This window comes from Paenibacillus sp. FJAT-27812 (genome assembly GCF_001273905.1).
GTDB lineage: Bacteria > Bacillota > Bacilli > Paenibacillales > Paenibacillaceae > Pristimantibacillus.
On record NZ_LIGH01000001.1, the window covers coordinates 3,234,058 to 3,248,069 of the forward strand.

The window sequence follows — 14,012 nt, forward strand, 5'->3', positions numbered from 1 at the left end:
GGGAATCAGATGAAATTAAACGAAGTGCCGGAGCCTAGGATTGAATACGCTCCCAAGCATTATATTTGCAAGCGTGCGACAGGAGAGCTCGTTCTTGATGGGCGTGTCGATAAGCCGTTTTGGGCAGCGGCGGACTGGACGGATGATTTTGTCGATATCGAAGGCGCTCTTAAGCCGAAGCCAGCGAAGCAGACACGGGTCAAAATGCTTTGGGACGACGAGTATTTTTATTTCGCGGCGGAATTGATTGAGGATCAAATTTGGGCGACGCTGACGGAGCGGGAATCGGTTATTTTTTATGATAATGATTTTGAAATTTTCATTGATCCCGACGGCGACACCCATAACTATTACGAGTTCGAAATTAACGCGCTGAACACGGTTTGGGATTTAATGCTCGTTAAGCCTTACCGTGACGGAGGCCCTCCGGTAAATGGCTGGGATATTAGCGGCCTTCGGACGGCGGTACACATTGACGGCGAGCTGAACAAGCCGGGAGCGGAGAACCGGAAGTGGAGCATCGAGGTGGCGATGCCTTGGCAAAGCTTGCGCGAATGCGCAGCCGAAAGCCGGCCGCCGGCTGAGGGTGAGTTCTGGCGCGTCAACTTCTCCCGCGTCGAATGGCAGGCAGAGGTGCAGGATGGCGAGTACCGCAAGGTTGTGAACCCGGATACGGGGAAGTCCTATCCAGAGGATAACTGGGTGTGGTCGCCGATGGGACTTATTAATATGCATTATCCTGAGCTATGGGGTTATGTCGTGTTTGAGGATGTGGATGCTCTGGAATCGTTCGAGCTGCCGCAGGATGAGCGCATCAAGTGGGAGCTGCGCAAGCTTTATTACCGTGAGCGCAATTACTTTGCCAGCCATGGGGAATTTGCGAAGGAAGCGAACCTGCTCAAGAAGGACGATGAGCATTGGAGCATTTTACCGGAAATTGAAACGACCCGCTCCTTATTTCAAATTTCAGCACCGTCAACGGACGGAAAGTCTATCTATTGCATTAGAGAAGACGGAAAGCTATGGAAGGAGTGAAGGCGAGTGGCGATACAAACCTCTGTGTTCTCACTAGAACATGATGCGATGGAGCAAATCGAGCGTAAATTCCGTGAGAAGCAGCTGATCGCCCGGGCAAGAGCGGCTGAGCTGTTTGACGTGTTTCAGCAAGAGCTGACCGAGGAAGAGACATGGGCGCTCAAATATTTATTCGCCTATATGCCGGTGAACGATTTGGCGGATTATGACGGGACGTTATTTTTGAGCCATGTGCGCCAGACGTTGGATATTCGAAGGCAAGTGCCATGGGGCGAGCGAGTGCCTGATCACCTGTTTCTGCATTTTGTGCTGCCATACCGCGTAAACACGGAAAATATCGAGGATTCACGCGGCATTCTGTATCGTGAGCTGGCGGAACGGACCGCGCATTTGTCGATGGAAGATGCGATTCTCGAGACGAACTATTGGTGCCATGAGAAGGCGAACTATATCGGAAGCGATTTGCGGACGATATCGCCGCTGACGATGATTCGGAATGCGCGGGGCCGCTGCGGCGAGGAGTCAACGCTTGCCGTTGCTGCGCTTCGCAGCATTGGCATTCCTGCCCGCCAAGTATACACGCCGCGCTGGGCACATTGTGACGATAACCATGCATGGGTGGAAGCATGGGCGGACGGCAAGTGGCACTACATCGGCGCTTGCGAACCGGAAGCGCGGCTGAACCAAGGCTGGTTCAGTCCGCCTGCCCGGCGGGCGATGCTGATTAATACGCGGATTTTTGCGAATTATCCGGGACCTGAGGATATTACGTTAGCCGATGAATGGTTCACCGAAATTAATTTGTTAGAGGGTTACGCGCCAACGCGCAGCATTACTGTCCATGTGAAGGATGAGCAAGGAGAGCCTGTTAGCGGAGCCGATGTTTATTTCGAGCTGTACAATATGGCTGAATTTTATCCGATTGCTATTCTGCCTTCTAATGAGCAGGGCGAGGCAACGTTCAAGACGGGCTTCGGCGATCTGTTGATCCGTGCTGTGAAGGATGGCATATGGGGAGAAGTGAAGGTTACCGTCGCTGAAGCCGATTATTTCGAGGTTATTTTGAATCAGTCGCAGCAGCCGGAAGGAATCTTGGACTTTGACATGGTTCCTCCGCCGGAGCGGAGCGGAGAGTCTTCTGATCCGCTGTCCGAGGAGAAGCTGTTAAAGCATAATCATCGGATTGAAGAAGGAACAAAGCTGCGTACCAGCTATGAAGATACGTTTCTTACCGAAGCAGAAGCGACGGAGCTTGCGCTCGCCGCTGGACTTCCGCCGGAGCGGGTGTGGGAAGTGCTGCGCAAGGCGCGCGGAAATAGCCGCGAGATTGCAGCTTTTTTGCAGGAGAATTCCACCGTGCATGGGGAGTGGCCGCTGCTATTGCTCGAGAGCATGAGGGAGAAGGATCTTATCGATACGTTCCGACCTGCGCTTGAAGATCATTTGATCGGCTCGCTGTCGCAGCGCGGAGAGCTTTCGGAAGATTTATTTGTCCCCTATGTCCTTTGCCCGCGTGTGCAGCACGAGATGATCGTTCCCTATAAACGTTTCTTTCAGGATACGTTTACCGAAGAGGAAGCGGGTTCGTTCCGCGAAGATCCAAGAGGTCTTGTCCGTATATTGGACAGGGAGTGGGCGCTATGGGAGGACCTTCCGAACTTGAAAGGGAAGGGGAATCCGGTAGGTACCTTTGGCCTCAAGAAGGGAGACCGGGCTTCCGTCGATATTTTGTTCGTGGCGATCTGCCGCAGCTTAGGCATTCCGGCAAGGCTGCATCCGAGCGAGCAAAAGCCGCAATTCATGGCGAGCGGCAGCTGGCAGGATGCGTGGTTTACGCAAGGAGCGGCGGAACAATCAGAGCAGAACGACAGGCGGCAGGATCAGTTGATTGCGCAGAGTGCGGAGCAGTTAGAGAAGAATGACAACGGCATGCTGCGGCTGCTTCGGGATAACGAGGCGGCGGCAGATGCACCCGCAGCTGCGTACTCCGACAATTTTACGTTTGCGCGGCTGGAGAACGGAGTCTATAAAACGCTGGTTTACCCGCACGGCAAATCGGATATGTTCGATGAACCGCTCGAGGTCGAACAAGGCTCCTATCGATTAACGTCAGGCATACGCCTCAAGGATGGAACGGTACGCGTACGCTTGACTTATTTTACAGTTAGGGCAGGAGAACAAACGGAAATTCCGCTCACGTTCCGCGAGGCTATGCTCGATATTCCGGTGCTTGGAACGATGGATCGGAGCAGTACCGTCAGCCTTCTTGACGGAACGAGCAAGAAGCTGGGTGAGCTGATCGGAAGCAATGGCGCAATTGTCGCATGGATGGAGCCGGAACGGGAGCCGACCAAGCATTTGATTCGCGAAATGAGCGAGTTGGTTGAGCCGTTCGCAGAGCTGGGTGCCCCAATCGTACTCATTGTCGGCGATCTGGAGTGGACCGCTTCCTTTGATCCTTCAAGCTATCCGAAGCTCCCGCCTAACACGATATTTGTTCGAGATTCCAGCTATGCTTCGCTGCCTGCTTTTATTGCAGGACCGCCAGCAAGCGAGGCGGGTTTCCCGCATCTCTTCGTGCTGGATGGCGAGGACCAAATTCGTTATACCGCATCCGGATATAAGATCGGAACCGGGAAGGAAGCATTGCAGCTTCTAAGCGGTGTATGGCAGCAATAAACCTAAAGGAGTGATACTTGGTGACAAAGCAGAAATATATCGTGGCGGGCTACGCCGTTGATTCCGTACTGCCGGATATGACGCAGGAAGATTTGATGAAATTAACGCATTTGAATGTGGCGTTTGGACATGTGCGCAATGATGAGATTACGACAGAACATTTGAAAAATATGGATGCCGTATGGAAAATCAAGCGCGATTTCCCGGAGCTTACTATTATATTGTCCGTCGGAGGCTGGAGCGCTGGCGGCTTCTCCGAAGCAGCGTCTACCGAAGAGGGAAGAAGCCGCATGGCGAATTCGGCGGTTCGCGCAGTGACCGACCTTCCGTTTGACGGAGTGGATCTCGATTGGGAATATCCTTGCTACGGCGAAGCCGAAATAGCGTCGAGCCCGGCAGATAAGACAAACTTTACGCTGCTGCTTAAGACGATGCGCGAGGCGCTCGATCGTCAAGGTGCGAGCGATGACCGGCATTACCTGCTTACGATTGCCGCGGGAGCGGATCAATATTACGTAGATGGCACGGAGATGGATCAAGTCCAGCAGTACTTGGATTTTGTTCAGTTGATGACTTATGACATGCGCGGAGGCTTTCAAGTGTTGACGGGTCACCATACGAATTTGTACACGCCGACTGGTGATCTATTCCGCATCAGTACGGAGGCATCGGTTAACCTGTTCGTACGCGCAGGCGTGCCGAAGGAGAAGATTGTCATTGGCGCGGCATTTTACTCCCGAATGTGGAATCAGGTCCCTGATCGTAATCATGGGCTGCACCAAATGGCTGGAACCACCGGCGGTTATGGGCCGAATTTCACCACGCTTGCAGCAGAGTACATCGATAAAAATGGTTATGTTCGATACTGGGACAATGAAGCCAAAGCGCCGTACCTCTTTAACGGAAGCAGCTTCATCTCCTACGAGGACGAACAATCGCTGCAGCACAAATGCGAATATGTGAAGCTGAACGAGCTCGGCGGCGTCATGTTCTGGGAATATGGCTGCGACGAGACGCACCGTCTGCTTGACGCGATTCATACAGGCCTTAAAGCTTAGCGGGGATAGAAAAATATGAAACGAAAACGAGCCGAAGAATCGCTTCTAAGGCTCGTTTTTGCATGATGGGAGAAGGCGGCGTGTACGTGTGCGCATTGTGACTCGCACCCTAAACCGCTGCAGCTGTAAGGAATTAACGGGAAAATATCCATCTAATTGTCCGCTGTAGAGCCGGAAAAACCATTTAACGGGAAAAACTCCCGCTAAATGAAGCAGGATCGCACGACTTGGCTAAAGTACGCGAAATTAACAGGAGAAATTCCCGTAAACTCTTAAATGCAGCTGAAATTTCTTGAATTAGCGGGAGAAATTCCTGTTAATCATGTGGCTTGTGCTCCTGTAGTAATAGCTGCACCAGCCTAACCAGCCGCACCAACTTTTTTAACCACCTCCATCTCCTGCACCAAAGCCAAGCAGCTTTGGTTGGCGAAGCAGGCCGGAGTCGGTAAACTCTAATGCGGTCACTCTGCATGGGAAATGTACGGCGAGCCAAGCTACGTCCGATTTTTTCATGCCTGCCGAGAGCGAAGGGAAGGGGCAATCGCCAGGATGCTCCTGCATGAACTGCAGCAGCATTTTTTTGGAGGCGTTGTCGAGTCCCGACACATGTCCGATGTATCGGTTTTCATATTGCAGCACGAGGCTTGAGACGCGGCCATCCTTTAATTTGATGCCGACTACGTCCGCGACGATTCGCACTTCCTTGCGCTTTTTAAACCAATCCGTATGGCCTTTGCCCTCTGTATATGGACTGTCCAGACGTTTCGAGATGAGCCCTTCCCATTCCCGCTCGATGAGCCATTCCCAAAGGGACTGCCCGTCGTCGAATAGGTCGGTAACGAATAGCTGCGGCGACTTGTTCGGAAATTTGGCGGCAAGCCTCTCGTACCGATCGCGGAAGGTAAAGCTTCGCAAATCTTCGCCGTTGTCGTTAAGCATATCGAACATGACAAACAACAGCTCATTGCCCTTTGGCCGCTTCTGGACGCCTAGCTTGCTGCGCTGAAAATTTGGCCGCGTGCCGTCAAAATAAACAATTTCACCATCAAGGATGCAAGATCCCACGCGCAGCGGCGACAAAAGCTCAACGATTTCTGGGAATGTGGCATTGCGGGGCTCGACCCGTTTGGAAAATAGTTCAACGCCGCCGCTCCCATCCAGCCGTGCAAGCGTACGGACGCCATCCCATTTGATTTGATAAGCCCACTCCGGGCCGGTTGGAATATCGGGTGAGGTGACTGGCGCCATCGGGACCTTCGGAAGCGGGAGGGACGCCTTGCTCATGACACAACATCCTTCGCTTTCCTTGGGCTGCTTTTCCGTTTTTTCGGTTCAGCGGCGGGCGGTATTTTAGCTGCCTCGAGGGAGGCTTGAAGCGCGCTCATAAGATCAATGATATTGGATCGGCCAGCGGCAGGCGCGGATACCTTGTCGACGCTTTCGCCGGCAATTTTATGCGATATCGCCTCCAGCATCGCAGCGCGGTAATCATCCGTATATTTGTCAGCGTTAAACGGCTCCGACAGCTGCTCGATGAGCTGCTTTGCCATTTGCAGCTCCTTTTCGTTAATAACCGTTTGCTCGGGAAGGTTAGGCACCTCCGCCAGAGGCCGGATTTCATCCGGGTAATGCATCGTCTCCATGCAAAGGCAATTTCCGACGGCTCGAATCGCCGCCAAGCTGCTTTTGCTCCGAATCGAAATTTTGGCGATGCCGATTTTTCCCGTTTGCTTGATCGCCTCAAGGAGCAGACTATAGGCACCGGCTCCCGCCATGTCAGGAGAGAGGTAATAAGCCTTTTGATAATACAAAGGGTCGATATCGGTGAGATCAACAAAGTCGAGAATTTGGATGACCCGCGCCGATTCCGGCTTCATCGCTTCCAGTTCTTCTTCATTAAACAGAACAAACTTGTCTTTCTCATATTCAAAGCCTTTGGCGATATCCTCAGGCTTAACTTCTTCTTCGCAATGCGGGCACGTCTTCACATAAGAAATAGGCATGCCGCAAACTTTGTGTATTTGGCGAAAATGGACGTCCTTGTCTTCCGTTGCCGTAAACATCTTCACCGGCACATGAACCAATCCGAAGCTAATCGCGCCTTTCCAAACTGTATGCATCCAATCCCCGCCCTGCTTTTTTTCAATAGGATGCGCGCGTTTGGTCAAAGTATACGAAAAAGCGGATAGGCAGGCGGCTCTGGCCACCAAATAGCAAAAAGACCCTCCACCGCTCAATGGAGCTGGTGAAAGGTCTCTGCTATTCTAGTCCTGTGCTGTTCTAATCCTGCGGGGCGTTTTTAGCGAGCTGCTGCCTAAGCTCCGCATTTTTAGCGGTGAGCTGCTTGGCTATAGCAGCCTGGGAAGCCTCGATACGGGCAGCTTCCTCGGTTAGCTTCGTAATTTGCGTCATTTTGCTGCTGAGATCGGTTGGGGACGAGCTCATTTTAATGTTCTTTTGCAGCTGTTTTATTTTGGCGAGAGCTTTCTCTCTTTTTATCTTATCGCTTGCGCTTTGCATCTGAATGTCGGCGATTTCTCTTTTTAAACGGCTTATAATGGACGATGTAAAGCTAATGGACATGGAGGCACCTCATAATCGTATAGTGTTGCATCGCCCCATTTTACTATAGATAACGGGTTTAAGCGAGAAAAGAAAGGCCCGAAAGCAGGACACCTTCAACCAAGTGTCTTCCTTCGGGCCATGATTCATTCCAATCATTCAAGCTGCTGTTTGTTTTATTGATCGAGGTTCTTCTTTTGCTCCGGCCGGCTAGTGCTTCTAGTGCTGCCCTTGCGGGCCACAGGTCCAATAAAACGTCCGAGTAGAATAAATAATGGCGAGGTTTCCAGTTCGACCAGATTGAGCATCTCCGCCCAGTTGAAAATGACCAGAAACGGCAATAATCCAATAGCAAGCACGCCGAATATAAGGCCGAAGGAAACATTGCGAAGCATTTTGACAATCGTCATGCGCTCATCTCCAATCCCTGCGGATTTCCTCACCATTTCATTATACGCTCCTCCCGCGGCGTCATTCAACCCTTGCCTTTAACCATTGCCTCATGAGAGAACATTGGAACTAGGGATAGGAAGCCTACTTGTGTCTACAAATCATCGTGAAGTATTATTAAGCGTTGTAGCGTTTATCGTGTTCTCCTCTCACCAATGGTTCCGGGCAGCACGAGGAAGGAGCTTATTTTGAAGGCTAGAAGCTTGTACGACAACTATGTCAAAAATAATCTGTTTATGAAAATGATTTTGCTGTTCGCGCTCATTACGACCGTAACGATCGTGACTTTTTCTTATTTCATGTTCAATGTCATGTCGCAATCGATCATTCGCAACGAGCTGGAAAATCAGAAAAAGGCGATGGATAGCGTTAATAGCTACATGACCCGCAAATATGAATCCGTGCAATCGATGGTACTGGATGTGTACAGGAATGAGTCGCTAGCGCTTCATCTTACTTATTTCTTGCAGCATCCGTTCGAGGATTACATGAAATATCAATTGGACCATTATACCAATGAAGCAGATGTGGATATGCCAAAGGGACTCGATTTTTTTGAAAATAAGCTGGATAGCGATGCGGATATTGAAAATTTGCTGCTGTACAGCTCGGAGAAGCAGTTTTTATTCGCTTATAAGCAGGGGCATGTGAGCAAGTTGATTTCAACTAACGCCTCTCGCTCTTATATACCGGATGCAATGGCGCTGGAGAATAGCATGATGTCCGTACCGAATGCTTGGGTTCGCCAAGCGATTGATCAGCAAGATCCGAAGCTCTATGCGATGCGAGTACCGATCACGGACAAAAATTCATTAAAAAATTTAGGGCAGCTGCTCGTTTATTTTGATTCCGATCGAATAAATCAAGCGCTAGAGAGCTATAAGGAGCAATTAAAGGGCTATATTATTGTGCTTGGGCCAACGGGCGAGGTGTTATTCGACTCCTCTGACCGCTATTATGGCATCCGTTATCCCTATGCGGATAAAATCGAATCGCTGTTCGATACAGCGATGCTTGAACAGGAATCGTATGTGACGACGCTTACCCAGAATCAAGCGGGTTATATGGTCGTAGGCGTAGCGCCAAAAGCAGAGGTTGCCGCCGCGTACCAGAGGCTGAAGCATACCATTGCGCTCATAAGCGCGATTTGCATTATCGTGGTGCTGCTCGTGCCGGTTCTGGTCGTCACTAATTTTGCGAAACGAACGAATAAAATTATCCGCTTCATGCGCAAGGTGGAAAGCGGCGACCTGTCGGCACGCATTCAAGACGATAAGGAAGACGAGCTCGGACAAATATCCCGCAGCTTTAATGATATGCTGGGCGAGCTGACCCGCCATATCGACCGCGTATATAAAGCGGAAATCAAGCAGAAGCACACGGAGCTTGCTGCGCTGCAGGCAAGGGTGAACCCTCACTTTTTGTACAATACGCTCGAAGTCATTCGCATGCGCGCCGTGTCGCAAGGGGCGAAGGATGTAGGCGAGATGATTTATAGCTTGTCCGTCCTGTTCAAAAGCTTCGTGCAGCCCAAAGGCGAAAACACGCTTAAGGATGAGCTTGAGACATCCCGTCTTTATTTGGAGCTGTTCCGCATTCGATACAAGGACAAGTTATCCTACGAGATTGTGTGCGACGAGAGCTTGGCAGGCAAAAATATTATGCGCATGGCGCTCCAGCCGATTATAGAAAATTACGTGGTGCACGGTCTCCAGCCCCGCAGATCGGATAATCATATCCGCATAAGCGTTTATGAGGCAGATGGGCGAGTGCGCATTCAAGCGGAGGATAATGGCATCGGGATTGATCCTACGCGGCTCGAGGCGATCCGCCAGTCGCTTGATTCGGTGGAGGAGGTTGGCGATTCCTTTGGCCTGCGCAGCGTGCATGAGCGATTGAAGCTGCTTTATGGAACGGACTATGGCCTTGAAATCACAAGCACGCAAGGCGTTGGAACGATCGTAACGATTGAGTTTCCAAGCGAGGAGGAAGCACAGCATGTATAGAGTTTTCGTAGTAGATGACGAGCCGTTCATCATCGAGGGTCTTTACGATATTATCGATTGGTCGGCATACGGCCTAGAGATCGTCGGCTCCGCGGAGAATGGCCAAGATGCGCTGGAGGCGCTTAAGGAATCAGCGGCGGACATTTTGCTAACGGACATTTCGATGCCGATCATGGATGGCCTAACCTTAATTCGGGAAGCGCGGCAATTTCGGCCGGATTTGAAGGTTATTATTTTGAGCGGCTACAATGAATTTGATTATATTAAGTCGGGGCTTAAGCTTGGCGTCGAAAATTATTTGCTCAAGCCGATTAATATCGACGAGCTGCAGGAGACGCTCGTCGGTACGATCGACAAGCTGAATACGACGAGGCCAGACCGGTTATTTAGCGATTATGATATCCGCATTCTTAGGGATAATATATTGTATCGCTGGTTAACCGGGCGCATAGCGCCAAATGAGCTGAGCGAGCGGACCGATATGCTGGACATTCGTCTCGATGCGCCGTATCTCGTCACGGCCGTTCTCCGTACGGAAAATCAATTTGAGCCATCCTATGAGGCGGCTCAGCGGCTTGCCGTTCAAGACCCGTCGATGCTGCCTTTTGTCGATATTGATGGCGACCTGGTTATCGTGTTTATGCTCGATGATCCTGCTGCCGGCAAGGAAAAGGCGATTAGCATTCTTGACAATATGCAAAAGCGGCTCGCGCCAAGCAAGATGCGAATTTCGCTTGGCAGCGTGGAGGAAATGGGCGAGGGAGCGCCAAGAAGCTATGCCCATGCGAAGAAGGCGCAGGAATATTTTCTGCTGATGGACGAACCGGCTATCTTGGATTACGGATCGCTGACGGAGAAGAATGGCATCGTCAATATAGCGGCACAGCCGCTGGATTGGTCTTCCTACTCGAAGCTTATTAAGGCCAAGGATTTGGAGAGCCTGCACGCGGCGATTGATGCTGATTTTGAGCTGTATCAAGCGCTTGAGGGAGTTACGCCAGCCTATATCCAGAGCATGGCTATCGAGCTGATGATCCGCTTCAAGATGGAGCTCAAAGAAATCAAGCAGGCTGATCAGCCGGAGCTGTACAAAGCGGGTTTCGTGCAGATCATGCACGCGGAGACGATTGAAGGTTTGGTCTCGGTCGTCAAGGAAGCAGCAACGTTAACGGTGGATTCGCTTATGCGTGACGTGAAAAGCCCGATTATTCAGCAGCTGCTCAATTATGTGCATGAAAATTACGCGCAGGCGCTGTCGCTAAAATCGCTCAGCCAGCAATACAACATTCATCCGGTCTATCTGGGTCACTTATTCCAGAAGGAGACGAGTGAGACGTTCACCGAATATATCAACAAATATCGAATCAACAAGGCAAAGGAAATGCTGAAGGAAACGCAATTAAAGGTGCAGGAGATCGCCATGCAGGTAGGCTACTGGGAAACTGGTTATTTCTACAAGCAATTCAAAAAATATGTCGGCATTTCACCCACTGATTATAAAGGACTGCTCTAAAGCAAGATTGGGCAGTCTTTTTTCTTTAATTTGTACACCATACCTTTACTTTGTTCTCTATTTGAAAACCGTTACATCCGTTATTTTTATATTAGTCCTTAAGACGCATCGCGAATATGGGACAAGACAATAAAGTAAGCGTATGCTTACGCAATCGGTTTGTGCTTCGCAACACGATACGGGGAGGATTTACAATGAGTCAGAAAAAAAGATTTATACCAGCGCTTACGTTGATGCTGGTCATGTCCATTGTGCTTAGCGCATGTGGGGGCAGCAAAAACGAGAGCTCGGAAGGCACTGCCGAAAAACCGGTAGAGCTGATCTGGTACACGATCGGAACGCCTCAAAAAGATGTGGACAAGGTTATGGCTGAAGTTAGTAAATATACAGCTGAAAAAATTGGCGTTACCGTTAAAATGAACATGATCGATTGGGGCGACTACGCACAGAAGCTGCAAGTAATGACAGCTTCCGGCGAAGCAGTAGATATTATGTTTACAGCTTCATGGGCATTCGACTACGTTCAAAATGCTAGAAAAGGCGCGTTCATGCAAATCGATGACCTTCTTAAAGAGCAAGGCAAAGGCATCGTTGAGACGCTTGACCCAGCATTCCTTGAAGGTTCCAAAATCGATGGTCACAACTACGGCATCCCAGCTAACAAAGAGCTGCCTGCCCAAGAAGTATGGCGCTTCAACAAGCAGTATGTAGACAAATACAAGCTGGACATTTCGAAAGTGTACACGCTTGAAAGCCTAGAGCCAATGCTCAAAACAATCAAAGAAAACGAGCCGGGCGTATATCCGTTCGCCGTTGATAAAAACCAAATGCCTTACGTGCCTTACGACTATGTAATCGAGAAGCTGCCAATGGCTGTTAAGCTCGATACGAAGGATTTCAAAATCGTTAACGTACTAGAAACACCGGAAATGAAACAAATTTTGAACACGATGCACAAGTACTACAAAGCAGGTTACATCCCAACTGAAGCCGCTACTATGGATTCAATGACAGATGTTCAAACGACAGGCAAATGGTTCGCTGACCGCGCGACATCGCAGCCTTTCGCTGATAACCTTTGGTCGGCAAGCTACGGCTACCCAGTCGTATCGACGCCAGCAAGCGATGCTCTTATCTATAACTGGTCTGTAATGGGCTCGATGCAAGCGATTTCGGCTAACTCGAAATACCCAGAGAAAGCAATGGAATTCTTGAACCTGCTTAACACAGATCCTGTACTTCGCAACATGGTTGATTCAGGTATCGAAGGCGTTCACTACAAAAAAGCAAGCGACAATGTAATGGAAAACCTTGATGAATCCAAAAACTATGATATGCCAACTTTCTCGCTTGGCAATGTTATGCTCACGTACTTGAACACGACTGACCCTACGAACAAGTGGGAAGAGTTCAAGAAGTTTAACGATGCAGGTACGGAAGCTCCGCTTCTAGGCTTCAACTTCGATACGTCGAAGGTAACAACGGAAATCGCGTCCGTAAACAACGTGAAGGAAGAATATTGGGCGGCACTTATGACAGGAACAGTTGATCCTGAAACATACTTGGCGCGTGCGAATGAGAAGTTTAAGGCAGCTGGACTTGATAAAATCATGGCTGAGGCTCAGCGTCAGCTTGACGAGTGGAGAGCCGCTAACAAGTAAACAAGCGGGAGGTATGAGGCGAATGCTCGGCATTCGATTCATACCTTCTCTCATTAATCTGACTGCAGAGAGGTGATCACGTGGGAGCCATAGGGCGTTTTCTCAAAGATATTAATAAAAATACAGCGATGTTGATCATGGTATTGCCAGCTACACTTTGGTTTATTTTTTTCTCTTACTTGCCAATGGCGGGTATGGTTATCGCGTTCAAGGAATACCGTTATAGCCGAGATGGGTTCTTGGCAAGCATTATCGAAAGCAAATGGGTTGGCCTGCAAAACTTTAAATTTCTATTCAGTACGAACGATGCTTATATCATAACGCGCAATACGGTGTTATATAACATATTCTTTATCGTGCTTGGGCTGGTTATTGCCGTTGCGATGGCGATTATGCTGGCGGAAATTACGAACAAAAGATTAGCAAAAGTATACCAAACGGGAATGTTTCTTCCGTACTTCCTATCATGGGTTATCGTAGGCTACTTCGTATTCAGCTTCCTCAGCTTGGATAGAGGTGTCGTTAACCAAGTTGCCGGCTGGTTCGGTATCGATCCGGTGAACTGGTATTCAGATCCAACCTACTGGCCAATCATTATCGTAGTTGTGTTCCTTTGGAAATCGGTAGGCTATAACAGCGTTATCTACTTGGCGGCTATTATGGGTATCGACAAATCGCTTTACGAAGCAGCGATGATCGATGGCGCGAACAAATGGCAGCAAATTCGCAACATTACCATTCCAATGCTAACGCCGCTTATTACGATTTTGACACTGCTTGCAATCGGGAAAATCTTTTATGCGGATTTTGGACTTTTCTATCAGGTGCCGCGCGATTCCGGAACGCTGTACAGCGTAACGAACGTTATCGACACTTATGTATATCGTGGTCTTAAATCGACAGGTGAAATCGGTATGAGTACGGCGGCAGGCCTGTATCAATCGCTTATCGGCTTCGTTCTTGTCATTACTTCGAACGGGATCGTTCGCAAATTCAACAAAGACAATGCTTTGTTCTAGTCATAGCGGCTTAACGGCCCAATAGACAA

11 protein-coding genes are annotated in these 14,012 nt (G+C 49.6%); 7 read left to right on the forward strand and 4 right to left on the reverse strand.

Annotated features, from left to right (window positions below):
* Positions 1 to 9: 9 nt before the first annotated feature.
* The 3 genes from ADU23_RS13585 to ADU23_RS13595 all read left to right on the forward strand — a co-directional run bounded on the left by ADU23_RS13585 (position 10) and on the right by ADU23_RS13595 (position 4,772).
* Positions 10 to 1,035 (forward strand): carbohydrate-binding family 9-like protein, encoded by a 1,026-nt coding sequence (locus ADU23_RS13585; RefSeq protein WP_053374233.1) that lies wholly within the window; start codon positions 10 to 12, stop codon positions 1,033 to 1,035.
* Between the two features lie 6 nt (positions 1,036 to 1,041).
* Positions 1,042 to 3,714 carry a transglutaminase domain-containing protein gene (locus tag ADU23_RS13590; RefSeq protein ID WP_157265771.1) on the forward strand — a complete coding sequence of 891 codons (2,673 nt, stop codon included), beginning with the start codon at positions 1,042 to 1,044 and terminating at the stop codon, positions 3,712 to 3,714.
* 77 nt (positions 3,715 to 3,791) lie between these two features.
* Positions 3,792 to 4,772, forward strand: coding sequence for a glycoside hydrolase family 18 protein (locus ADU23_RS13595; protein ID WP_053377619.1), 981 nt, complete (start codon positions 3,792 to 3,794; stop codon positions 4,770 to 4,772).
* A gap of 381 nt (positions 4,773 to 5,153) precedes the next feature.
* On the opposite strand, the gene ADU23_RS13600 is transcribed toward ADU23_RS13595, so the two are convergent.
* The 4 genes from ADU23_RS13600 to ADU23_RS13615 form a co-directional block, all read right to left on the reverse strand.
* Complete coding sequence (locus ADU23_RS13600) at positions 5,154 to 6,056, reverse strand: ATP-dependent DNA ligase (RefSeq protein ID WP_053374234.1); 903 nt, start codon at positions 6,054 to 6,056, stop codon at positions 5,154 to 5,156.
* Positions 6,053 to 6,892, reverse strand: a complete 840-nt coding sequence (ku, locus tag ADU23_RS13605) for a non-homologous end joining protein Ku (protein WP_053377620.1) — start codon at positions 6,890 to 6,892, stop codon at positions 6,053 to 6,055. The genes ADU23_RS13600 and ku overlap by 4 nt, the downstream gene beginning before the upstream one ends.
* A gap of 160 nt (positions 6,893 to 7,052) precedes the next feature.
* Positions 7,053 to 7,355: a hypothetical protein gene (locus ADU23_RS13610; protein WP_053374235.1), complete on the reverse strand. Its 303-nt coding sequence runs from the start codon at positions 7,353 to 7,355 to the stop codon at positions 7,053 to 7,055.
* Between the two features lie 155 nt (positions 7,356 to 7,510).
* Complete coding sequence (locus tag ADU23_RS13615) at positions 7,511 to 7,780, reverse strand: hypothetical protein (protein ID WP_053374236.1); 270 nt, start codon at positions 7,778 to 7,780, stop codon at positions 7,511 to 7,513.
* Between the two features lie 192 nt (positions 7,781 to 7,972).
* On the opposite strand from ADU23_RS13615, the gene ADU23_RS13620 reads away from it, so the two are divergent.
* The 4 genes from ADU23_RS13620 to ADU23_RS13635 all read left to right on the forward strand — a co-directional run bounded on the left by ADU23_RS13620 (position 7,973) and on the right by ADU23_RS13635 (position 13,983).
* On the forward strand, positions 7,973 to 9,790 hold the full coding sequence (locus ADU23_RS13620; protein WP_157265775.1) for a sensor histidine kinase: 1,818 nt from the start codon (positions 7,973 to 7,975) through the stop codon (positions 9,788 to 9,790).
* A complete protein-coding gene (locus ADU23_RS13625) occupies positions 9,783 to 11,303 on the forward strand; it encodes a response regulator transcription factor (protein WP_053374238.1) in 1,521 nt (506 codons plus the stop codon). The genes ADU23_RS13620 and ADU23_RS13625 overlap by 8 nt, the downstream gene beginning before the upstream one ends.
* A 194-nt stretch (positions 11,304 to 11,497) precedes the next feature.
* On the forward strand, positions 11,498 to 12,964 hold the full coding sequence (locus ADU23_RS13630) for an ABC transporter substrate-binding protein (protein WP_053374239.1): 1,467 nt from the start codon (positions 11,498 to 11,500) through the stop codon (positions 12,962 to 12,964).
* Between the two features lie 80 nt (positions 12,965 to 13,044).
* Positions 13,045 to 13,983 (forward strand): ABC transporter permease, encoded by a 939-nt coding sequence (locus ADU23_RS13635; RefSeq protein ID WP_176707838.1) that lies wholly within the window; start codon positions 13,045 to 13,047, stop codon positions 13,981 to 13,983.
* Positions 13,984 to 14,012: the final 29 nt, after the last annotated feature.